The sequence below is a fragment of the Kitasatospora sp. NPDC048540 genome (assembly GCF_040651175.1).
GTDB lineage: Bacteria > Actinomycetota > Actinomycetes > Streptomycetales > Streptomycetaceae > Kitasatospora.
Genome location: NZ_JBEZIR010000144.1, coordinates 1 through 21,395, shown reverse-complemented (window position 1 = coordinate 21,395; position 21,395 = coordinate 1). Strand labels below are relative to the sequence as shown.

General features: G+C 73.8%; 16 protein-coding genes, 1 tRNA gene and 1 pseudogene. 10 read left to right on the top strand and 8 right to left on the bottom strand.

Annotated elements, in window-relative coordinates; genetic code table 11:
• The first annotated feature begins 256 nt into the window (after positions 1-256).
• Positions 257-832, top strand: a complete 576-nt coding sequence (locus AB0D08_RS35165; protein WP_033824151.1) for a TerD family protein — start codon at positions 257-259, stop codon at positions 830-832.
• A 61-nt stretch (positions 833-893) separates the two neighbouring features.
• Positions 894-1,976, top strand: a complete 1,083-nt coding sequence (locus AB0D08_RS35160) for a DUF475 domain-containing protein (protein WP_033824152.1) — start codon at positions 894-896, stop codon at positions 1,974-1,976.
• A 76-nt stretch (positions 1,977-2,052) separates the two neighbouring features.
• On the opposite strand, the gene AB0D08_RS35155 is transcribed toward AB0D08_RS35160, so the two are convergent.
• The gene (locus AB0D08_RS35155) at positions 2,053-3,216 is read right to left on the bottom strand and encodes a DUF2637 domain-containing protein (protein WP_033824153.1); all 1,164 of its coding nucleotides are present in this window, start codon (positions 3,214-3,216) and stop codon (positions 2,053-2,055) included.
• A 338-nt stretch (positions 3,217-3,554) separates the two neighbouring features.
• Between AB0D08_RS35155 and AB0D08_RS35150 the strand changes: the two genes are divergently transcribed.
• Positions 3,555-4,301 (top strand): Tellurium resistance, encoded by a 747-nt coding sequence (locus tag AB0D08_RS35150; RefSeq protein ID WP_199520480.1) that lies wholly within the window; start codon positions 3,555-3,557, stop codon positions 4,299-4,301.
• 9 nt (positions 4,302-4,310) lie between these two features.
• Here the strand turns inward: AB0D08_RS35150 and AB0D08_RS35145 are convergent, their stop codons facing one another.
• A complete protein-coding gene (locus tag AB0D08_RS35145; protein ID WP_033824154.1) occupies positions 4,311-5,306 on the bottom strand; it encodes a TerD family protein in 996 nt (331 codons plus the stop codon).
• 358 nt (positions 5,307-5,664) lie between these two features.
• Between AB0D08_RS35145 and AB0D08_RS35140 the strand changes: the two genes are divergently transcribed.
• The 3 genes and pseudogenes from AB0D08_RS35140 to AB0D08_RS35130 all read left to right on the top strand — a co-directional run bounded on the left by AB0D08_RS35140 (position 5,665) and on the right by AB0D08_RS35130 (position 10,239).
• The gene (locus tag AB0D08_RS35140) at positions 5,665-6,837 is read left to right on the top strand and encodes an HpcH/HpaI aldolase/citrate lyase family protein (RefSeq protein WP_359894348.1); all 1,173 of its coding nucleotides are present in this window, start codon (positions 5,665-5,667) and stop codon (positions 6,835-6,837) included.
• A gap of 54 nt (positions 6,838-6,891) precedes the next feature.
• Positions 6,892-9,397: pseudogene (locus AB0D08_RS35135) on the top strand (phosphoribosyltransferase).
• On the top strand, positions 9,397-10,239 hold the full coding sequence (locus AB0D08_RS35130; RefSeq protein ID WP_359894346.1) for an HAD family hydrolase: 843 nt from the start codon (positions 9,397-9,399) through the stop codon (positions 10,237-10,239). Before AB0D08_RS35135 ends, AB0D08_RS35130 begins: the two are co-directional and overlap by 1 nt.
• 54 nt (positions 10,240-10,293) lie before the next feature.
• Here the strand turns inward: AB0D08_RS35130 and AB0D08_RS35125 are convergent, their stop codons facing one another.
• From AB0D08_RS35125 to AB0D08_RS35110, 4 genes are all read right to left on the bottom strand, one after another.
• Complete coding sequence (locus tag AB0D08_RS35125; RefSeq protein WP_359894344.1) at positions 10,294-11,061, bottom strand: hypothetical protein; 768 nt, start codon at positions 11,059-11,061, stop codon at positions 10,294-10,296.
• Positions 11,062-11,093: 32 nt separating this feature from the next.
• Positions 11,094-11,321, bottom strand: a complete 228-nt coding sequence (locus AB0D08_RS35120; RefSeq protein WP_359894343.1) for a zinc ribbon domain-containing protein — start codon at positions 11,319-11,321, stop codon at positions 11,094-11,096.
• 260 nt (positions 11,322-11,581) lie between these two features.
• Complete coding sequence (locus AB0D08_RS35115) at positions 11,582-12,052, bottom strand: DUF4442 domain-containing protein (RefSeq protein WP_033824159.1); 471 nt, start codon at positions 12,050-12,052, stop codon at positions 11,582-11,584.
• A gap of 67 nt (positions 12,053-12,119) precedes the next feature.
• The gene (locus AB0D08_RS35110) at positions 12,120-13,406 is read right to left on the bottom strand and encodes a hypothetical protein (protein WP_359894341.1); all 1,287 of its coding nucleotides are present in this window, start codon (positions 13,404-13,406) and stop codon (positions 12,120-12,122) included.
• 142 nt (positions 13,407-13,548) lie between these two features.
• Here AB0D08_RS35110 and AB0D08_RS35105 point away from each other — a divergent pair.
• From AB0D08_RS35105 to AB0D08_RS35095, 3 genes are all read left to right on the top strand, one after another.
• Positions 13,549-13,620, top strand: a tRNA-Val gene (locus tag AB0D08_RS35105).
• A gap of 619 nt (positions 13,621-14,239) precedes the next feature.
• Complete coding sequence (locus tag AB0D08_RS35100) at positions 14,240-15,655, top strand: helix-turn-helix transcriptional regulator (protein WP_359894340.1); 1,416 nt, start codon at positions 14,240-14,242, stop codon at positions 15,653-15,655.
• A 177-nt stretch (positions 15,656-15,832) separates the two neighbouring features.
• Entirely contained in the window at positions 15,833-17,926 is a 2,094-nt protein-coding gene (locus AB0D08_RS35095) for a BTAD domain-containing putative transcriptional regulator (protein ID WP_359894338.1), read from the top strand.
• A gap of 64 nt (positions 17,927-17,990) precedes the next feature.
• Here the strand turns inward: AB0D08_RS35095 and AB0D08_RS35090 are convergent, their stop codons facing one another.
• On the bottom strand, positions 17,991-18,173 hold the full coding sequence (locus AB0D08_RS35090) for a hypothetical protein (protein ID WP_359894337.1): 183 nt from the start codon (positions 18,171-18,173) through the stop codon (positions 17,991-17,993).
• 210 nt (positions 18,174-18,383) lie between these two features.
• Positions 18,384-19,133, bottom strand: coding sequence for a protein phosphatase 2C domain-containing protein (locus tag AB0D08_RS35085; protein ID WP_033820729.1), 750 nt, complete (start codon positions 19,131-19,133; stop codon positions 18,384-18,386).
• Between the two features lie 296 nt (positions 19,134-19,429).
• On the opposite strand from AB0D08_RS35085, the gene gcl reads away from it, so the two are divergent.
• Positions 19,430-21,211: a glyoxylate carboligase gene (gene gcl, locus AB0D08_RS35080; RefSeq protein ID WP_033820728.1), complete on the top strand. Its 1,782-nt coding sequence runs from the start codon at positions 19,430-19,432 to the stop codon at positions 21,209-21,211.
• Positions 21,212-21,395: the final 184 nt, after the last annotated feature.

The following is a 21,395-nucleotide window of genomic DNA, read 5'->3' as shown; positions in this document are numbered from 1 at the left end:
CCGTGGTTGCGGCACTCCTCGGCGACCTTGAGGGTCTGGGCGATTCCGCCGGTGAACAGCGCTCCCGCCGGCCCCTGTGCTGCCCCGGCCCGCCGACGGGCCGGGGAGTTCAGGAAGTTCAGGCGGGAGTGCAGCACTGCGCGGGCGCCGCTGGGCGTAGACCTTTGGGGTGCGCCGACCGCACCGTCGTGCGGCGGCAGAGCTGGAACCCGTGGACTCGGACCCCCGAGATGCGGGGGGACTAGGGAGGAAGTACATGAGCGTCACGCTCGCCAAGGGCGGCAACGTCTCGCTGACCAAGGCCGCGCCGAACCTGACCCAGGTGCAGATCGGCCTCGGCTGGGACGCCCGCTCGACCACCGGGGCGTCGTTCGACCTCGACGCGAGTGCGCTGCTCTGCTCCGGCGGCAAGGTGCTGGGCGACGAGTACTTCGTCTTCTACAACAACCTCAAGAGCCCCGAGGGCTCGGTCGAGCACCAGGGCGACAACCTGACCGGCGACGGGGACGGCGACGACGAGGTGGTCCAGGTCCACCTCGACCTGGTGCCGGCCCAGGTCGACAAGGTGGTCTTCGCCGTGTCCATCTACGACGCCGAGCCGCGGATGCAGAGCTTCGGCCAGGTCGGCAACGCCTACATCCGGGTGGTCGACCAGGCCGACGGCTCCGAGATCGCCCGCTACGACCTGAGCGAGGACGCCTCCACCGAGACCGCGATGATCTTCGGTGAGCTCTACCGCTACCAGGGCGAGTGGAAGTTCCGTGCGGTGGGCCAGGGGTACGCCTCCGGCCTGCGCGGGATCGTCCAGGACTTCGGCGTCAACGTAACGTAATGCCCGGTTCGAGCAGCCGTACCCGGCCTGGAACCACTGAAATCGAAAGGTAACTGACCCCGTGTTCCTCCGCACATTCGGATGGTCCTTCGCCATCACGATCGCCGGTCTGATCGCAGCCGGCCTGATCTGGGGGGCCGAAGGATTCGGCGTGGTGCTGATCCTCTCGGTCCTCGAGATCTCCCTCTCGTTCGACAACGCGGTCGTCAACGCCACGGTCCTGAAGCGGATGAACCCCTTCTGGCAGAAGATCTTCCTCACCGTCGGCGTGCTGATCGCCGTCTTCGGCATGCGGCTGATCTTCCCGCTGCTGGTGGTCGGCCTGACGGCCCACCTCAGCCCGGGCACCGTGATCGAGCTGGCGCTGGACTCCTCCAAGACGTACGAGGGCCTCACCTACGCCCAGTACCTGGAGGCCGCCAACCCGGCCATCGCGGCCTTCGGCGGCATCTTCCTGCTGATGATCTTCCTCGACTTCATCTTCGAGGAGAAGGACTTCAACTGGCTGCGCTGGCTGGAGAAGCCGCTGGAGAAGATCGGCAAGCTGGACGCCCTCTCCTCGGTGATCGCGCTGGTCGTCCTCGCCCTGTCCTCCCGGCTGTTCGCCGCCGAGCACGCCGAGACCGTCCTGCTGGCCGGCCTGATGGGCCTTGCCACCTACCTCGCCGTGAACGGCCTCTCCGGGGTCTTCGAGTCCGGCCTGGAGGCGCAGGAGGAGGCCGAGGAGGAGGCCGAGAAGACCGGTAAGTCGATCGTCCAGGTCGGCGGCAAGGCCGCGTTCTTCCTCTTCCTGTACCTGGAGGTGCTCGACGCCTCGTTCTCCTTCGACGGCGTGGTCGGCGCGTTCGCCATCTCCCAGGACATCTTCATGATCACGCTGGGCCTCGGCATCGGCGCGATGTACATCCGCTCGCTCACCGTCTTCCTGGTCCGCAAGGGCACCCTGGACGACTACGTGTACCTGGAGCACGGCGCGCACTACGCGATCGGCGCGCTGGCGGTCATCCTGCTGGTCGGCATCGAGTACCACATCCCGGAGATCGTCACCGGCCTGATCGGCGTCGCGTTCATCGGTGCGGCGCTGCTCTCCTCGATCGTCCGCAACAAGCGCGAACAGACGCTGGAGGAGAGTCCGGTCGCCTGACCGGTCCTCCCCCGCAACGCCGAAGGGGTCCCCCGCACCGAGTGCGGGGGACCCCTTCGCCGTGCCTGCCCGGCGGTCAGCCGAGCTGCTGCTCGATGGCGCGCAGCTTGCGCTCCAGCGAGTCGAGCTTGGGCATCGACAGCGTGTCGTCGTCGGCGGTCAGGTCGACCGAGCCGTACGAGGAGGAGCCGTACGAGGAGGACGAACCGAACGAGGGCGAGGAGCTCAGGTACGGGTCCGAGGCGTACGGGTCACCGGCGGCCGGGGCCGACGGCGCCGAGGAGGAGGAGCCCACGGCGGCGCGGGGCCGGCGGCCGGCCGACAGTGCGGCGGGTTCGAGCGAGGAGGGACCGCTGGGGTCGGCGGACTCCTCGGCTAGAGCAGGCTCCGTAGCGGGCTGGCCGTCGCCGCCGACCGGCAGGGCCGGCACCTGGCGGCCGCCGCGGGCCCGGGCCAGCATGCCGCCCTGGCGGGCGATCGCCTTCAGCTCGGCCCGCTCGCGGCGGTCGGCGCTGCGGGCCCGCACCTTGGCGTCCAGCTTGGCCTGGCGCTCCTCGCGGACCTCCTCGACCGCCTCGTCGAGGCTGCGGACGTTCTCCAGCAGCATCAGCGACCAGGCCGCGTAGGTCTCGCGGGGGGCGCGCAGCCAGCGCACGATCCGGATCTGCGGCAGCGGGCGGGGGATCAGGCCCTGCTCGCGCAGGGCGGCCCGGCGGGTCTGCTTGAGCGCGCGGTCGAACAGCACGGCGGCCGAGATCGACATGCCGGCGAAGAACTGCGGGGCGCCGTCGTGCATGCCGCCGCGCGGCGCGTGCACCCAGTTGAACCAGGCCGAGGCGACCGCGAACAGCCAGACCAGCAGGCGGGAGCCGAGCGCGGCGTCACCGTGGCTGGCCTCGCGAACGGCGAGCACCGAGCAGAACATCGCGGCGCCGTCCAGTCCGAACGGGACCAGGTACTCCCAGCCGCCGGAGAGGTTCAGGTTCTGCTGGCCGAAACCGACCAGACCGTGGAAGGAGAGCGCCGCGGCCACGCCGGCGCAGCAGAAGAGCAGCACGTACGAGGCGCCGCCGTAGACGGCCTCCTTGCGGCGGCGGCGCTCCTCGCTGCGTTCCCAGGAGTCGGCGCTCTCGTCGGCGCCGTTGTTCTTGAAGCGCAGGAAGGCCACCAGGATGGCGGTGAACAGCAGGGCTGCGCCGCCGACGACGGCCCAGACCAGCTGTATGGAGGAGAGGTTCATCGCGGGGAGGGCCTCGGCTTTCCGCAGGGACGAAGAAGAGCTTCGCGGTCGGGCACAGGGGCCGGATCCCGCCGGGGGGAGGCGGGTCTGACGGTACGTCGCGGACGCCGGGGACGTGGCGGGCGGGACACCTGTGCGGAGAGACGATATCGCGTCCGGGGGTGCGGCATGTTACGGGAGTGGGGATCCTTCGGCCAGCAGCGGAACGCGGACCGGCTGACGTTGACTCACCGGCACCCGTTGGGTATGGCCCTGATGGCGCGGTACGGGCACGATGGGAGGGCCGGCTGCGGGATCATGGGCCCGGTCGGATCGGACTGGCTCTGGGGGAGGACGCGATGGTCTCGGTGTGGGAGTTCCTGAAGGGCGATCGGAACAGTGTGGACTCCGGCGGCCAGTTCAAGATCACGCTGACCAAGTCCCGCCCGCAGCACGCGATCACCGGCTCGGCCGCCACCACCGGCTACCTGTACGTCAACCTGCACTGGGCGGCCCGGACCGCCGACGGCCCGGGCGGCGGCTCCTCGCTGCGCCGGCTGTTCGACCCGCGGATCCTGCGGCCGATGGCGCCGGACTCCTTCAACCGGCCGCAGCTGAACGTCGACCTCGACCTCGCCTGCCTGTACGAGCTGGCCGACGGCACCCGGGGCGTGGTGCAGCCGCTCGGCCAGCTCTTCGGCGACCTGAACCGGCCGCCCTACATCAAGCTGAGCGGCGACGACGTCTACGGTGCGCCGTCCGGCGAGACGATGTACATCAACCTGGAGAAGAAGGACCAGTTCAAGCGCTTACTGATCTTCGTCTACATCTACGACGACACCCCGGCCTTCGACCGCACCCACGCCACCGTGACCATCGTGCCGCAGAGCGGCCCCCGGCTGGAGATCAAGCTGGACGAACGGGCCCCGGCGGCCCGCTCCTGCGCGGTGGTGCTGATCGAGAACTCCGGGGACGGCCAGCTCACCGTCCGCCGGGAGGTGCGGTACGTGCACGGCTTCCAGTCCGACCTGGACCGGCTCTACGGCTTCGGCATGCAGTGGCAGCGCGGCTACAAGAGCGGACCGAGCGCCCCCGGCAGCAGCTGAGGCCCCCGGTCAGCGCGGCTGGAACTGCGGGCCCTGCGGCGGCAGTACGAAGCCGCCGGGCTGCTGCGGGCGGGCCGGCGGTGCGGGCGGCTGCTGCGGGGGAGCGACCTGCTGCTGCGGGTGGCCGTACCCGGTCGGCGGCTGCTGCGGCGGGTAGCCGTAGCCCGTCGGGTGCGGCTGCTGCGGGGGGTAGCCGTACCCCGGGTAGCCGGCCGGCTGGGGCTGCGGCGGCTGCTGGGGCGGGTAGCCGTAGCCGGCCGGGGGCGTGCTCGGCGGCGGCGGGACCGGCGCGGACACGGGGCCGGGCGGCGGCGGGGTGAGCGGGGCCGCCGGGGTGGCCGGGGCGAGGGTGTAGGTGTCCGGCTCCTCGACCGGCGGCGAGGTGTGCTGGTCCTCGGGCAGGCGCTGCAGCTGGGCGCCGCCGGTGGAGTCCGGGCCGCCGGGGGCGCCGTCGGCGTCGTCCTCGACCGCGATGCCGTAGTCGGTGGCCAGACCGCCGAGACCGCTGGTGTAGCCCTGCCCGACGGCGCGGAACTTCCAGCCGCCGTCGCGCCGGTACAGCTCGGCCGCCACCAGCGCGGTGACCTCGCCGGTGTCGGTCACCGCGAACCGGGCCAGCGGATCGGCGCCCTCGGGCGCCGCCGCGTCGTGGAGCAGCACCCGCAGGCCGGGCACGGCACGGAAGGAACCGCCCTCGGCGGAGCCCGCCAGCACCACCCGGTCGACCTCGGCCGGCAGCTTGGCGAGGTCCACCTCGATGGCGTCCCAGACCTCGGAACCGGAGTCCGAGCCCTGCTTGGGCAGGTGGCGCACCAGGCCGGACGGGTGCCGGGGCTGGTTGTAGAAGACGAAGTCGGCGTCCGACCGGACCTTGCCGCCCGCGCCCAGGAGCAGCGCGGAGGCGTCCACGTCGGGGGTGCCGGGCGAGTCCGTCCAGCGCAGCACGGCGCGGACCGCGGCGGCCGTCAGCGGGATGTTGGCGCCCTTCGCCATCTCATGCGTCATAGCGCACCATCCTGCCCGTTCGCGACCGGTTCGGACAACGCGCCTCCCCTGCCGGCCGCGGCGGGGACGGGCCCGCGGGCGGCCGTGGGGAGGACCGCGGGCGCGCGTTGTGTGAAGCGGATGGCAACCTTCCGAGAATTCGATGTTTCAAGGCTCCGGATGGCCGAATCTGTCCGTACGATAAGCCGCCAACGGCTCTGGCCTCCCGCCCTTCCCCGAACGCCCCACGCGGCTGCGCACGGATCACGGGCTGCGGTGGAACCCCGGCGAACCATTCGCCCGGCTCATCCGTCCAACTGTTGAGGCGTCACCGGCCCCGCCCCCCGGCGGGTCGCATCCAAACCCAGGGGAGGGCACTTTGCGCCACTTCGGACACCTCGCGGAGGACGTCCGCGGCCGGCTCTTCCTGCGCCAGCCGGCCGTCTTCGACCGGACCGCCGACGCCGCGGTGCTCGCCACCGCCCTCGGTGCCACCCTCTACAGCCCCGCCACCCGGCCCACCCTCGCCGCGGACATCCGCAAGCAGGCCGGCCGAGGCGTGGTCTCCATGGTGCTCTGCCTGGAGGACGCGATAGCCGACCACGAGGTCCCCGCCGCCGAGGCCAACCTGGTGGCACAGCTCGCCGAGCTGGCCGAGGACCCCGGGCAGGAGCTCCCGCTGCTGTTCGTCCGGGTCCGCGCCGCCGCCCAGATCACCGACCTGACCGCCCGGCTCGGCGCCGCGGCCGCCCTGCTCACCGGCTTCGTGGTGCCGAAGTTCACCCAGGAGAGCGGCGCCGCCTTCCTGGAGGCCCTCACCGAGGCCGAGGCCGCCTGCGGACGGCGGCTGTTCGCCATGCCCGTCCTGGAGTCCCCGGAACTCGCCCACCTGGAGAGCCGCCGCGACACCCTGTTCGGCGTCGCCCGCCTGCTGGAGAAGTACCGCGAGCGGATCCTCGCCGTCCGCCTCGGCGTGACCGACCTGTGCTCCGCCTACGGGCTGCGCCGCTCCCCGGACCTGACCGCCTACGACGTCGCCCTGGTGGCCGGCGTGATCGGCGACGTGGTCAACGTCCTCGGCCGGGCCGACGGCAGCGGCTTCACCGTCACCGGCCCGGTCTGGGAGTACTTCCCGGTCCAGGAGCGGATCTTCAAGCCGCAACTGCGCCGCACCCCCTTCGCCGAGGCGCACCCGCCCGCGGAGGGCCTGCGCCAGCAGATCATCGAGCACGACCTGGACGGCCTGATCCGCGAGATCGAGCTCGACCGGGCCAACGGCCTGCTCGGCAAGACCTGCATCCACCCCAGCCACGTCCCCGCCGTGCACGCACTGTCCGTGGTCACCCACGAGGAGTACTCGGACGCCCAGGACATCCTCCAGCAGAGCCTCGGCGGCGGCGGGGTGCTGCGCTCGGCGTACACCAACAAGATGAACGAGGCCAAGCCGCACCGCGCCTGGGCCGAGCGGGTGCTGCTGCGGGCCGAGGTCTTCGGCGTCGCCCGCGAGGAGGTCAGCTTCGCCGAGCTGCTCAGCGCCTGCCTGTGCCCCTGAGCAGGGCCGGAGCACGTACCCTCGCCCGAGCGGCACCACCCGAAAGCAGGAGTCTTGACAGCACAGCACGCACCGCCGGCGCCCTGGACCGGCCAGTGGGTCACCGACCGGCTGGATCTGCGGCTCACCGGCTCCCCCGAGCTGCCCGCCCTGATCGGCCTCGCCCTGCGGAAGAACCCCCGCCGGGCCCACCTGCTGGTCTCCGGGGTGCTCGGCAAGCACGTCCCGCAGCGCCCCGCCGTGGTGCACGGCGCCGGCCTGGAGCTCGGCCGCCGGGTCCGCGAGCTGCTCGGCCCCGAGGCCGCCGCCCGGGCCGTGGTGCTCGGCTACGCGGAGACCGCCACCGCGCTCGGCCACAGCGTCGCCGACGGCCTGGACGCGCCCTACCTGCACTCCACCCGCCGGCCGGTGGCCGGGGTGGCGGCGGTCGGCGGCTTCGAGGAGGAGCACTCGCACGCCACCTCCCACCTGCTGCTGCCCGAGGACCCGCGGCTGCTGGCCGGGGACGGGCCGCTGGTCCTGGTCGACGACGAGTTCTCCACCGGCAACACGGTGCTCAACACCGTCCGCGCCCTGCACGCCACCCACCCCCGCAGCCACTACGTGGTGGTCGCCCTGGTGGACCTGCGCACCGGGGCGGACCGGACGCGGCTGGCCGAGGCCGCCGCCGAGCTCGGCGCCCGGCTCGACCTGGTCGCCACCGCCGACGGCGGGGTCGAACTGCCGCCGGACGCCCTGGCCCGGGCGCAGGCCCTGATCGAGGCGGCCGCCCCCGAGGCGCCGCTGCCGGCCGGGGAGCCCGCCCCGCTGGCGCGGGTCGAGCTGGGCTGGCCGGCCGGCCTGCCCGACGGCGGACGGCACGGCTTCACCCGGGACCACCGGGCCCGGCTGGAACAGGCGCTGCCGGCCTTCGCCGCCGAGCTGGCCGGGCACGTCACCGGCGAGAGCGTCCTGGTGCTCGGCTTCGAGGAGCTGATGTACGCGCCGCTGCGCCTCGCCGGGGCGCTGGCCGAACGGCTCGGGGAGCACCGGGTGCGGTTCTCCACCACCACCCGCTCCCCGGTGCTGGCCGTGGACGACCCGGGCTACGCGATCCGCACCCGGCTGGCCTTCCCGGCCCACGACGACCCGGCCGACGGGCCGGGCGAGCGCTACGCCTACAACGTCGCCCCCGGCGACGACGTCTCCCGCCGCTTCGACAGCGTGGTCCTGGTGGTGGACGACCCGGCCGACACCCCCGCCCTGGCCCAGGGCGAACGGGCCCTGCTGCAGCAGTTGCGGCAGGTCACCGACCAGGTGGTGCTGGCCGTTCTCCCCTCGTACCGCCCATCGACACCCCGCTGACGTCTCGCTGCACCACCATGCAAGCTGAGCACCCCCACCGAAGGCCGGCATGATCACCGACACCAATCCGACCACCTCGCCGCCGCTGTACGGACCGGCGTTCTCCTCCTACCCGGCGCAGGACGTCACCTGGCTGCTCAAGGACCTCTCCGGGGTGGCGCTGGAGGCCCCGACCGAGGAGCGCGAGGAGGCCGTCCAGTCGGGCGGCGCCCACTACGCCGAGTCGCTGCCGGTCGAGTACCAGCCCAGCCCCGAGTACCAGGAGCTGTTCCAGCAGGCGCTGACCGCCTCGGCCGAGCGGATCGCGCTGGCCGTCGGCACCGTCGCCGAGACGCTGCTGCGTGAGCGCGGCCGGGGCCTGGTGCTGGCCTCGCTGGCCCGGGCCGGCACCCCGGTCGGCATCCTGATCCGCCGCTGGCTCGGCTTCGCCCACGGTCTGGACGTCCCGCACTACACCGTCTCGATCGTCCGCGGGCGCGGTATCGACCAGGTCGCGCTGCGGTACCTGGCCGGCCACCACCACGCCGGGGACGTGGTCTTCGTCGACGGCTGGACCGGCAAGGGCGCGATCACCAGGGAGCTGGCCGCCGCGCTGGACGGCACCGGCTTCGACCCCGACCTCGCGGTGCTCGCCGACCCCGGCGGCTGCGTGCGCACCTACGGCACCCGGGACGACTTCCTGATCCCGTCGGCCTGCCTCAACTCCACCGTCTCCGGCCTGATCTCGCGGACCGTGCTGCGGGACGACCTGATCGGCCCGGACGAGTTCCACGGCGCCAAGTTCTACCGCGAGCTCGGCGGCGCCGACGTCTCGCAGGCCTTCGTCGCCGCCGTGGTGGACCGCTTCGAGAGCGTCCGCGAGGCCGCCGAGGCCGCGGCCGGGCGCCTCGCCGCCGAGGACCGCGCCCCCACCTGGGAGGGCTGGGTCGCGGTCGAGCGGATCAGTGCCGAGTACGGCATCGACAACGTCAACCTGGTCAAGCCCGGTGTCGGCGAGACCACCCGGGTGATGCTCCGCCGGGTGCCGTGGCGGGTGCTGGCCCGCCGCGGCGCCGGCACCGACCTGGACCACGTCCGGCTGCTGGCAGAGCAGCGCGGCGTACCCGTGGAGGAGGTGGACGGGCTGCCGTACTCCTGCGTGGGCCTGATCCATCCCCGCTACACCCGGGGCGCCGTCGGCGCCGACGGGACGGCAGTGCGAGCGGAGGACAACTGATGGACAGCCGGTTCCTGGTGGCGAGCGACCTCGACCGCACCCTGATCTACTCCAACCGGGCACTGGCCCTGGAGATGCCCGACCGGCTGGCCCCGCGGCTGCTGGCGGTCGAGGTGCACGACGGACGGGCGCTGTCCTTCATGACCGAGGAGGCGGCCGAGCTGCTGGTCGAGCTGACCGCGCTGGCCACCTTCGTCCCCGCCACCACCCGGACCCGCGCCCAGTACGAGCGGGTCCACCTGCCCGGGCCGGTCCCCGACTGGATCCCGAAGTACGCGATCTGCGCCAACGGCGGGCACCTGCTGGTCGACGGGGTGCCGGACCAGGACTGGCAGACCGAAGTGCGGGGCCGGCTGGCCGCCTCCTGCGCCCCGCTCGCCGAGGTGGTCGAGCACCTGGCGATCACCGCCGACCCGGAGTGGACCCACAAGCGGCGGGTGGCCGAGGACCTGTTCGCCTACCTGGTGGTCGAGCGCGCCGACCTGCCGGAGGGCTGGCTCGCCGAGCTGACCGGCTGGTCCGAGGAGCGCGGCTGGAACATCTCGCTGCAGGGCCGCAAGGTGTACGCGGTGCCGTCGCCGCTGAGCAAGAGCGCCGCGCTGGCCGAGGTCGAGCGCCGGACCGGCGCCGCCACCGTGCTGTCCGCCGGCGACTCGCTGCTCGACGCGGACCTGCTGCTCGCCGCCGACCACGGCTGGCGGCCCGGCCACGGCGAGCTGGCCGAGGCCGGCTGGACGGCGCCCGGGGTCACCGCGCTGGAACGGATCGGGGTCTCGGCGGGCGAGGAGATCGTCCGGCGGATGCTGGCCCGGGTCCGGGCCGGGGCCTCCGTCCAGGTCTGACGGCCGGGGCATCCGTCCAGGTCTGACGGCCGGGCGCGGAGGGCGCCCCCGGTCTCAGGTGCGGGGCCGGCGGTGGCCGCCGCGCAGGACCAGCGCGGGCGTGCCCTCGTCGTACGCCCCGCAGGCGGTGGCCGACCACGGGGACCACTGCTGCGGAACGGCGTAGTACGGCACCAGCACCGGCGGCCCGCCCCGGCGGCCCGTCCTGGCCGCGGGCAGCAGCGCGGGCAGCACGTCCGGGCTCTGTCCGGCCAGGATGGCGTTGCGGCAGGACGCGCAGGCCGGGCGCCGGTCCGCGGCGGCCTCCCGGGCGCCGACCGTGGGTCGGCGGCGGGACTTGCGGGACACCGCCTTGCCGCCGCCGGCCGCGGGCACGGCGGCCGGGCCGTGCAGCGGGTTGTAGAAGCAGCGCACGGCGAACGGCCGGGGCCGCCCGCCCGCGTGCACGGTGTGCGCGGCGGCCAGCCGTTCGACGGCCTGCTCGGCCAGCACCACGGCGGCCGTCAGATCGGGCAGGTCGGTGCCGTCCGGCAGCCCGGCGGCCTCGTCGAGGAGCCGCCCGGCGGCTTCGTACGCCTCCAGCGCCCACAGGTAGTCACGGCGTGCCGCGGTCTCGCCGGGCGGCAGGCGCAGCTCCGCGGCCCGGAAGAGGTCCCCCGCCGCGGCGACCCGCTCGGCGGCGATGGCGGACAGCCGGTCGCGCAGCACCTGCCACTCGCGCAGGACGAGTTCCCCGGCCTCCTTCGACTCGCGGCGGCCGGGCGGCCGCGGGCCCTGCTCCGCGGGCCGGAGCAGGCCGAGGAACCACCAGCGTCGGAACACCTGAACACCCCCGATGAACGGCTCTCGCTCGGTCAGCCGCAGCAGCCTCCGCCGCAGCAGCCCCCGCCGCCGCCTGACGAGGGGGCGGGGGCCGCCTGGGCCGAGGCGGCGGAACCGCCGGTGACGGCGACCGTGGAGAGCAGCTTCACCGTATCGGCGTGGCCCTGCGGGCAGACGGCCGGGTCGTTGGCCTGCGCCATGGCACGGCGGAGTTCGAACGTGGCTCCGCAGGAGCGGCAGCGGAAGTCGTAGCGAGGCATGAGGGCAGCGTACCGACGTTCGGCCACCCCGAACCCCATGGCGCACACGGCCGACGCGAAGGACCGGGGCGGCCCGCCCGCCCGGGCACCCCTGCACGGGCACCCCTGCATGGGGCACCCCCTAGGGGCGCGAGGAACTGCGCGAAATCGGAAGCTTCGGTGCCGCACCTCCCGCCTCGCGCAGTTCCTCGCGCCCCTGGGGGTTACCCGGCTCAGGTTCGAGGTTGCGCCCCTGGGGTTGCCCGGCTCGGGGTTCGCGGTCAGGTGGTGGCGGGCTTGCGGCGGACGTAGATCTGCTTGCGTACGCGGGCCACCACCGTGCCGTCGGCCGCCAGGACCTCGGTGTCGAACCACACCAGCGCCTTCTTGCCCTCCGCGGTCAGTTCGCGGATCTCGGCCAGCCGGTCGTCGGTGAGGTGGAAGTCGGCGAAGATGTCCCCCCGGCCCGGCGAGACGAACTCGATCTCGGCGGCGCTGTCCCAGACCAGGTAGCCGGGCCCGAGGTTCTGCATCACCAGCAGCATCCAGAACGGGTCGGTCATCGAGAAGATCGAGCCGCCGAAGTGGGTGCCCACGTAGTTGCGGTTCAGGCGCCCGAGGCGCAGCCGGACCCGGGCCGTCCGGAAGTCCGGGTCGAGCCGGATGACCCGGATGCCGGCGAACAGGTAGGGCGGCCAGATGGTGAGCACGCGCCGGAAGGTGGACGCGGAGAGCTGTCTCTTTCGTGCCATGCGGTCACTCTAGCAAGCAAGTTACTCGCCGGTAGGGTGAGTCCGGTCCGGTGCCACCGGGCACCGGTCAGTGGCTGCCCCGGATCATCGCGACCACCTCGGCCGCCGTCCGGCGCACCCCCTCGAGCTCGGTCAGGAAGTGCCAGTAGTCCGGGTGCCGGCCCGCCTCCTCCAGCTGGGCCACCGCCCGGTCCAGCCGGCCGACCGCCGCGTCGAGCGGCGCCGCGTGCCGCGGGTCCGGCGTCTGGCGCCCCGACATCGCCAGCCGCTGCGCGTCCCGCAGCGCGAACCGGGCCCGGTCGATCTCCCGCTGCGGATCGTGCTCCACCTCGGTCAGCTGCCGCAGCCGGTCGGTCACCGCGGCCACCGAGCCCTCCGCGGTGTCCAGCAGCGCCCGGACCGTACCGATCGCCGCCGTCGCGTCCGGCCAGCGCTGCTCGTCGCGAGCCCGCACCGCCTCGGCCAGCTTCGCCTGCGCCGTCCGCACCGCCTCCGGGATCTGCGCCGGTACGTGCTGCAGGTCCTGCCAGCAGGCCACCGCGTACCGGCGGCGCAGCTCGCTCAGGGCCGGCTCCACCGTCGCCGAACGGGTCTCGAGGGCCTGGATCCTGGTCCGCAGACTGCCCACCCGGCGGTCGATCTCCCGTGCCCGCTCGGGCAGTTGCCCGGCCTCGTCGCGGACCGCGTCGGCGCGCCGCCGGACGTCCTCGGCCCGGCGCAGGGTGTCCTGCACGCCGTGCCGGCCCGCGCCTTCGTTCAGCCGGGTCAGCTCCGGGGCCAGCTCGGCCAGCCGGGCCGCCAGGTCGTCCGCCCGCATCCCGGCGTCACGGACCGACTCCAGCGCCGTGGTCGCCCCCAGCAGCGACCGCTTGGCCTGCTCGACCGCCGGGGTCACCTTCATCAGCTGGGCCTCGGCGCGGTCCACCAGCGGCTGCAGCCGGCCCAGGAAGCCGGTCAGCTCGCCCCGGGCGGCGTCGAGCTGCCGCTGCGCCTGCTCCAGTTGCTGCCGGGCCCGGGCGGCGGTCGAGGGCTCCAGTTCCTCGGCCTCCAGGTCGTGCGCGTCGAGGGCCGCCAGGTAGCCGACGGTCACCTCGTCCACCCGGGCCGAGATCTGCTGGAAGTCGGCCCGGGTGCGCCGGACGGTCTGCTCGTCCTCGACGGCGCGGACCGTCTCGACCGCGAGCTGGACCTCGCGCTGGGTGGAGTCGAGCTCGTAGAAGGCCTCCTGGGCGGCATCCCGGGCGGCCTTCGCGTCCGCCCGCAGGTTGTCGCTCCGACGCCACCAGCCGCCCCGCCCGCCGCCACCGCCGGCCACCCTCACTCCGCGCTCCCTCTCCAGCTCCGTACGCCTCATCCGTGCGCCCATTCTTGCCGATCTCCGCACCCCACCGGCACCCCCGGGAGGTACCGCCCGCAAAAGGCGGCGGCACGGCGGCCGCCGGACCGGGTACTCTTGGCTGTCGCCGTACGGCCGGGCCACCGGATCCGCGGCACGCGGGCGCATAGCTCAGCGGTAGAGCGCCGCCCTTACAAGGCGGATGTCGGCGGTTCGAAACCGTCTGCGCCCACAGCAGGTGAACAGCACAGGAGCCCCGACCGTTCCCGGTCCGGGGCTCCTGTCGTTCCCGGACCGCGACGCCGGCGTGGACGGCCCGCGCCGGCCCGGCGCGCGTGGGCGCGCGGGGGCGTGCCGTGGTGGGCGACGGGCCGCCCGGATACCGTCGCGCGACCTCGGCGATACGCCGGTGCACCACCATGGTCGAAGGCGGTGCGGCGACCGGTTGGCACGGGGCGATCCGGCAGCACTCCGCCTCTTTCAGGACGGCGGTAGCCGACCGGTCGGTGACCGGTCCGGCCTGGCACCACGGGGGAGTGGACAGGCCGGACCGCAGGTGCCCGATCGGGGGTGCCCGGCACGTGCGATCGGACCGAGGGTGGCACCCTCGATGAATCCGGTACGAACCGATGTCGGACGGCCGTTCGGACGTGGGTGCGCCGGTGGGACTTCTTCCGCCGGCGCACCCCTGTCGTTTCCCAGCTCCTGGCCCTGCGGGTGTGTCAGCCCCCGGCCGGTGCAGCACGACTGACGCGGCGACTTGTAGGTTGCCCTGGTCAGCTTGCGCCGTGCGGACGGGCACCCCCGGCCCTCGCATCGCTGCGGCGTTCGAGTAGAGGCTAGGAGACGCGTTGGCTCGCAAGCCCCGCCCCATCGATCCGACCGAAGGCCCGCTCCAGGCGTTCGCGTACGACCTGAGAGCCGTGCGGGAGGATGCCGGGAGCCCGACCTACCGCGTTCTGGCCGCCCGCGCCGGGTTCGGCGCCACCACGCTCAGCGACGCCGCCGGTGGCGTGCGGCAGCCGAGCCTGGAGGTCACCCTCGCGTACGTCGGAGCCTGCGGTGGTGACGTCGAACTCTGGGAGCGTCGATGGCACGCCCTGGAACAGGAGTTGACCGAGCGTCGGGCGGAGACGGAGTCGGAGGCCCCGGCGGACGGTGATGCCCCGTCCGTTCCGGCCGCCCGGGCCGAACCGCGGTCCGAGTCGCGGCCGGAGCCCGAAGCCGAAGCCGAGTGCGGGCCGGAGCCGGAGCGGGGACGCGAGAAGGAACGGGAACGGGAACAGGATCGGGAGCGGATACCCGGGCCGACCGGCGGGCCGGTCGGCGCGGCAGTGGACGGGCTGGCCGACGACGGCGGCGAGGTGCTGCCCCCGGCGCTGGGCGACGGGTCCGAGGACGCCGTCGAGGCGGGCCGGTTCCGCCGGCTGCCGGCCGTCCTGACGGTGGTCGTCGTGGCGCTCGCCGTGGGCGTCAGTGCGCTGGTGCTGCCCAAGATGCTCGGCCGCTCGGCCTCGGGCGTCGCCGCCTCCGCGGGGGCGACGCCGAGCGCCACGGTGGTGCCGCCGTGCGCGGACTACGGCGGCTCGGGCGCGTTCTCCGGCACCACGTACCTCACCACCACCCGGGTGCGGGCGCAGCCGAGCATCACGGCCGACACGCTGCAGCAGTACACGCCGGGTTGCCGGGTCGAGTTCATGGGCTACTGCATCGGTGAGGTGGTCAGCGACGGCACCTCGGGCACCCCGGACATGCGGTGGTTCCAGGTGCGCGGCGGCGGGGTCACCTCGTCGGCGGTCATTCACGGGAATCCGCCGAAGGGGATGAAGCCGACGGACTGTCAGGGCGGCGTGGGAATGCCGTCCGCGATATCCTTCACCGTCTCCCAGCCGATGGGTAGTATGGACACGGTGGAACTCCGGGCGTCCGGTGCGCAATTGGGGATCGTGGGATATGCCGGATATTTCGTGGCCGGCGGCCTGGCGGCGCCCAACCCGCAGTGGCAGCAGATCGGTTTCACCGACCAGAAGGACCATCCGAGCTTCGTGCAGACCTGGCGGCTCGGCCCGGTGCGGTCCGAGCTGGCGCTCAAGGGGGACATCACGGTCGTCGCGGTCGCCTGCATGGGCGGTGAGGGACCGACCGGCATCTACGACGCCCGGCACTACCGCCCCGGGGTCGAGGGAGAGCTGCCCGCCGCGGAGCTGAGTCCGGCCGAGGCGGCCGCGGCCTCGATCGCCGCCTGCGGGTTCCCCCGCACGGGCTGACCTCCTCGTACCCTCCCGAACCGGGACAGAACCGGCGCGGATTGTCCGTCATTGATTGACCGGAGGCTTGAGCGGCGCTGGACAACTCGCCCGCTCGGTAGAAACGGAGGTGTTGATCGTCAGCGGTGATCCGGGCCCCGTCACTCCGGGGCCGGATCCCGGAGGGAGAGCCGGTAGATGGAGTTCTGCGTTCTTGGACCGCTGCTGGTCCGGGACGGTTCAGGCGTCCGTGTCGTCCCGGCGGCCAAACAGCGGGTGCTGCTCGCCGCCCTGCTGCTGCGGCCGGGACAGGTGGTGCCGGCCGACGTCCTGGCCGACACCATCTGGAATTTCGCCCCGCCGCCCAGCGCCGCCACCACCCTGCGCAACTACGTGATGCGGCTGCGCCGAGGCCTGGGGGAGGCCGGCGAGCGGATCGGGACGGGTGAGGGCGGCTATCTGATCGAGGTGGAACCGGGGGAGCTCGACATCCACCGGTTCGACGCGCTGCGGGCCCAGGGGGTGGCGGCGCTGCGCGAGGGGGAGTGCGAGCAGGCGGCCGGGCTGCTCCGGGCCGCGCTCGGGCTGTGGCGCGGGCCCGCACTGGCCGACGTGCCGTCCGACCTGCTGCACCAGTCCGAGGCGGACCGGCTGAACGAGGGGCGCCTGGACGTCGTCGAGGCGAGGGTCGAGGCCGAACTGCGGCTCGACCGCCACCCGGCCGTGGTCGCCGAACTGCGGGCGCTCACCGCGGAGCACCCCGGCCGCGAGCGGCTGTGGGCCCAGCTGATGACCGCGCTGTACCGCAGCGGCCGCCGCACCGAGGCGCTCAACGTCTACCAGCAGGTCCGCCGGACCCTGGTGGACGAGATCGGGGTGGAACCCGGTGCGGACATCCGCGAGGTGCACCAGGTGATCCTCCGGGACGAGCCGGTCGTCCCGCGCCGGGCCGCCCCGGCGATCGTGGCGGGTCCGGACGGGCCGACGGGCCCGGCCGCGCCGCATCGGGCGGCGGGGGTGAAGGGGTCGGCGGCGATCGGGGAGAACGCCGCCGGCCGGGAATTCACCGGAGGGGGGGAATCGCAGGGGGGATTGGCACCGGAGGATCGTGCAATTCCGGTGGTTCCGTTTCAGCTTCCGCCCGACATCGCGGATTTCACCGGCCGGGAGACGGAGATCCGGCGGATTTCCGAGGCCCTGGTCCAGGAGCGCGGCTGTCCCGCGGTGATCGCGGTCTCCGGTCAGCCGGGGGTGGGGAAGAGCGCGCTCGCGGTGCGGTCGGCACACCTGGCGGCGTCGGCGTTCCCGGACGGGGTGCTGTACGCCGAGCTCGGCGGGACGGGCACGGCGGTGGAGCCCGGCGCGGTGCTGGCGTCCTTCCTGCTCGCCGTCGGGGTGGCCGCGGACGCCCTGCCCGCGGAGACCGGGGCCCGCGCCGCGCTCTACCGGTCGGTGCTGGCCGGGCGCCGGATGCTGGTCGTGCTGGACGACGCCCGCGACGGTGCCCAGGTGCGGCACCTGATGCCGGCGGACCCGGCCGCCGCGGTGCTGATCACCAGCCGCGGCCTGCTGGCGGACGTGGCCGGTGCCCGGCAGGTGGGGCTCGGCCTGCCGGCGGAGCCCGAGGCCAGGCTGATGTTCGGGCGGATCATCGGTCCGGAGCGGGCCGCGGCCGACCCGCGGGCGGCGGCGGACGTGGTGGCGGCCTGCGGCCGGCTGCCGCTGGCCGTCCGGGCGGGCGCGGCCCGGCTGGTCGCCCGTCCGGCGTGGAGCGTGCGCGACCTGGCGGACCGGCTGTCCGAGGGCGGCCGGCCGCTGGACGAGCTGCGGATCGGCGGTCTCGACGTGCGGGACAGCATCGCCCGCAGCCATGACGCGCTGGACCCGGACGAGGCCCGCGCGTTCCGGCTGCTGGCCTGGTCGGACGCGCCCGTGATCACGCTGGCGGCCGCCGCCGCGGCCCTGGACGAGGCCACCGCTCGCGCCGAGGAACTGCTCGACCGGCTGGTGGACGCCCACCTGCTGGCCGCCCCGGCGCCGGGCCGCTACGGGTACCATCCGCTGCTGCGGTCGTTCGCCCGGGAGCAGAGCCTGCTCGACGACCCGGCGCGGCTGCGCGCCCGGGCCATGACCTGCTCGACCGTGACCGGACGGGCGGCGACCGCCGGGTACCCGGCCGAGGCGTCGGCCGCCCTGGCCGGCCGGATGTCCACCGCGCCGCGGGTACCCGCCCAGCGGCACCCCGGGTCCGGCTGCCCGACCTGCGCCCCGGTGGACGTGCGGGCGGCCTGAGCCCCGTACGGCGCCCGACGGTCGGACCGCCGGTCGGACCATCGGCCGACCCGCCCGGCGGCCGTCAGCGGTAGTCGCTCTCCCGGACCGGGCGTCCCACCGGGACCGTCCGCAGCCGGCGCGCGCCCAGCAGGATCGCCGCCGCGCGGCGGGCGGCCCGCCACCGGCCGCCGTCGCGGGCCGCGGCGCCCGGCCGGAGCGCGGGTGCGGAGCCGGTGGGTGCCGCCGGTATCCGTACGTCGGTCATGTCGGATCTCCCCCTGGTCGGCCGCTGCGCGGGCCGTAGCCCGGCCCGCGGTCGGGTGATGGCGCATCAGGCCGTACGGCCCGTCCCGGATTCTACCCACCCCCGACGGCCGCCCCCGGGGTCGGGCCTTCGCGGGAAAGGGCGGGAAGTGTGCGAACCGGCCGTCCGGCGGGCGGCACGGGGCGTCCGGCGGCCCGGCCCCGGGCCGGATCAGTCGTCGAGGTGGACGGTGACCAGGGCGAGGGTGATGTTGTCCGGGCCGCCCGCCTCGATCGCGGCCCGCCAGAGTTCGAAGGCGGCCCGGTCGTCGGAGGGTTCCGCCAGGATGCGGATGATCTCCTCGTCCGTCACCGGGTCGGTCAGTCCGTCGCTGCAGACCAGGTAGCGTCCGCCGGTGGCGGGCAGCGGGTGGCTGGTGACGTGCGGCTCCACGGTGCGCGGCGAGACCGAGCCGCCGAGGGTCTGCGTGACGATGTTGGTGGTGCGCTGCCCGGGGGCCGGCGGCGGGCTGTCGTCGGTGCTCAGCCGGCGCAGGGCGCCGTCCCCGGCGTCGAGGACCCGGCTGTCGCCGACGTTGAAGACGATCACCGAGGTCCCGGTCACCACCAGGCCGGCCAGCGTGGTCCCCATCCCGATCAGGTGCGGCGCGTGCTCGGCGGCCTCGAACACCTCCTGGTTGCAGGCCAGGACGGCCTCGCGGACCGCCTCCTCGTCCGCGAGGGCGGTGCCGATCGACGCCAGTCGGCGGACCACCAGCGCGCTGGCGACCTCGCCGCCCGGGTGGCCGCCGAGCCCGTCGGCGACCGCGACCAGGCACGGGCTGCCGAGCGGGAAGAGCAGCGTCTGCGGGCTCTCGGTGACCGTGGCGCAGACCGTCCACGGGCCGATCACCAGGCTGTCCTCGTTGTGGTCGCGCAGCAGCCCGTCGTGGCTCAGTGCGCTCACCGTGATGTGAGCCATCCCGTCCCTCGTCCCCTCGCCCGCCCGTCGTCCCGACCCCATTGTGGGGGCCGCCGGCCGTCGGCCGCCGCCGCGCGCGCCGGGGCGGGTGCGCCGGTGCGGTGACCTGGGTGCGGGTGCGGGTGCGGGGCGAGGGGGCGGGGCGCGGGCGGACTCCCCTTGACGGCCGCGCGGGGGTCGGCTTACTTTGCTTTCGCATACCAAAACTATTCTTCCGCATCGTGGAACTGCTGGCAACCGGCGGCCCGCGGCGGAGGAGCCCCCGACCATCTCGGGCCGGACGCAGGAGAAACCCGATGCCTCGTATGACAGCCGCCCGCGCGGCAGTGGAGATCCTCAAGCGCGAAGGCGTTGAGGTCGCGTTCGGCGTGCCGGGCGCTGCCATCAACCCGTTCTACGCGGCCCTCAAGGCCTCGGGGGAGATCCGCCACACGCTCGCCCGCCACGTCGAGGGCGCCTCGCACATGGCCGAGGGCTACACCCGGGCCAAGGCCGGCAACATCGGTGTCTGCATCGGGACCTCCGGTCCGGCCGGCACCGACATGATCACCGGCCTGTACTCGGCGATCGCGGACTCCATCCCGATCCTGTGCATCACCGGCCAGGCGCCGACCGCGGTCCTGCACAAGGAGGACTTCCAGGCCGTCGACATCGCCTCGATCGCCCGGCCGGTCACCAAGGCGGCCACCACCGTCCTGGAGGCCGCCCAGGTCCCCGGCGTCTTCCAGCAGGCCTTCCACCTGATGCGTTCCGGCCGGCCCGGCCCGGTCCTGATCGACCTGCCGATCGACGTCCAGCTGACCGAGATCGAGTTCGACCCGGAGACCTACGCGCCGCTGCCGGTCTACAAGCCGGCCGCCACCCGCGCCCAGATCGAGAAGGCGATCGGCTTCCTGCTGGCCGCCGAGCGCCCGCTGATCGTGGCCGGCGGCGGCATCATCAACGCCGACGCCGCCGACCTGCTGGTGGAGTTCGCCGAGCTGACCGGCACGCCGGTCATCCCCACCCTGATGGGCTGGGGCATCATCGCCGACGACCACGAGCTGAACGCCGGCATGGTCGGCCTGCAGACCTCGCACCGCTACGGCAACGCCAATTTCCTGGAGTCGGACTTCGTCCTGGGCATCGGCAACCGCTGGGCCAACCGCCACACCGGCGCCCTCGACGTCTACCGCCGCGGCCGCACCTTCGTCCACGTGGACATCGAGCCGACCCAGCTCGGCAAGATCTTCGCCCCGGACTTCGGCATCGCCTCCGACGCCAGGGCCGCGCTGGAGCTGTTCGTCGAGGTGGCCAAGGAGCTCAAGGCCGCCGGCAGCCTGCCCGACCGCAGCGCCTGGGCCGCCTCCACGCAGGAGCGCAAGGCGCAGCTGCAGCGCCGCACCCACTTCGACAACGTGCCGCTCAAGCCGCAGCGCGTGTACGAGGAGATGAACAAGGCCTTCGGCCCGGAGACCCGGTACGTCACCACCATCGGCCTGTCCCAGATCGCCGGTGCGCAGATGCTGCACGTCTACAAGCCGCGGCACTGGATCAACTGCGGCCAGGCCGGCCCGCTCGGCTGGACCATCCCGGCCGCGCTCGGCGTCGCCACCGCCGACCCCGAGACCCCGGTCGTCGCGCTCTCCGGCGACTACGACTTCCAGTTCATGCTGGAGGAGCTCGCGGTCGGCGCCCAGCACCGGATCCCGTACGTCCACGTGCTGGTGAACAACGCCTACCTGGGGCTGATCCGCCAGGCCCAGCGCAACCTGGACATCAACTTCCAGGTCAACCTGGAGTTCGAGAACATCAACTCCCCGGAGCTGGGCGTCTACGGCGTCGACCACGTCAAGGTCGTCGAGGGCCTCGGCTGCAAGGCGATCCGGGTCACCGAGCCGGACCAGCTGCTGCCGGCCTTCGAGGAGGCCAAGAAGCTGGCCGCGGAGTTCCGCGTCCCGGTCGTGGTCGAGGCCATCCTGGAGCGGGTCACCAACATCTCGATGGGCGGCGCCGGCATCGACGCGATCAACGAGTGGGAGGAGCTGGCCACCGAGCCCGGCCACGCCCCCACCGCCATCAAGGCCCTGGCGGTCTGACCGATCCGGCCCGGGTCCGGCCCGGCAGCGCTCCGAGCGCCGCCGGGCCGGACCCGGGCCCGGTGCCGTTGGGGGTCAGACCGGCAGGTGCCAGCGGCAGGGCTGCCACCAGTGCGGCGGCCAGGACGCGCCCGCGTGCCCGGCGTGACCCCAGTGGTCCGGTCATCCGACAGCTCCTCTCCGA

Bases quoted from the DNA above. Each gene is read 5' to 3' on its own strand.
- AB0D08_RS35155 (WP_033824153.1), bottom strand. From the start codon at position 3,216: ATGAACCTCTCCTCCATACAGCTGGTCTGGGCCGTCGTCGGCGGCGCA.
- AB0D08_RS35085 (WP_033820729.1), bottom strand. From the start codon at position 19,133: ATGGCTCACATCACGGTGAGCGCACTGAGCCACGACGGGCTGCTGCGC.
- AB0D08_RS35145 (WP_033824154.1), bottom strand. From the start codon at position 5,306: ATGACGCATGAGATGGCGAAGGGCGCCAACATCCCGCTGACGGCCGCC.
- AB0D08_RS35090 (WP_359894337.1), bottom strand. From the start codon at position 18,173: ATGACCGACGTACGGATACCGGCGGCACCCACCGGCTCCGCACCCGCG.
- AB0D08_RS35150 (WP_199520480.1), top strand. From the start codon at position 3,555: ATGGTCTCGGTGTGGGAGTTCCTGAAGGGCGATCGGAACAGTGTGGAC.
- AB0D08_RS35115 (WP_033824159.1), bottom strand. From the start codon at position 12,052: ATGGCACGAAAGAGACAGCTCTCCGCGTCCACCTTCCGGCGCGTGCTC.
- AB0D08_RS35165 (WP_033824151.1), top strand. From the start codon at position 257: ATGAGCGTCACGCTCGCCAAGGGCGGCAACGTCTCGCTGACCAAGGCC.
- AB0D08_RS35110 (WP_359894341.1), bottom strand. From the start codon at position 13,406: ATGAGGCGTACGGAGCTGGAGAGGGAGCGCGGAGTGAGGGTGGCCGGC.
- gcl (WP_033820728.1), top strand. From the start codon at position 19,430: ATGCCTCGTATGACAGCCGCCCGCGCGGCAGTGGAGATCCTCAAGCGC.
- AB0D08_RS35130 (WP_359894346.1), top strand. From the start codon at position 9,397: ATGGACAGCCGGTTCCTGGTGGCGAGCGACCTCGACCGCACCCTGATC.
- AB0D08_RS35095 (WP_359894338.1), top strand. From the start codon at position 15,833: ATGGAGTTCTGCGTTCTTGGACCGCTGCTGGTCCGGGACGGTTCAGGC.
- AB0D08_RS35120 (WP_359894343.1), bottom strand. From the start codon at position 11,321: ATGCCTCGCTACGACTTCCGCTGCCGCTCCTGCGGAGCCACGTTCGAA.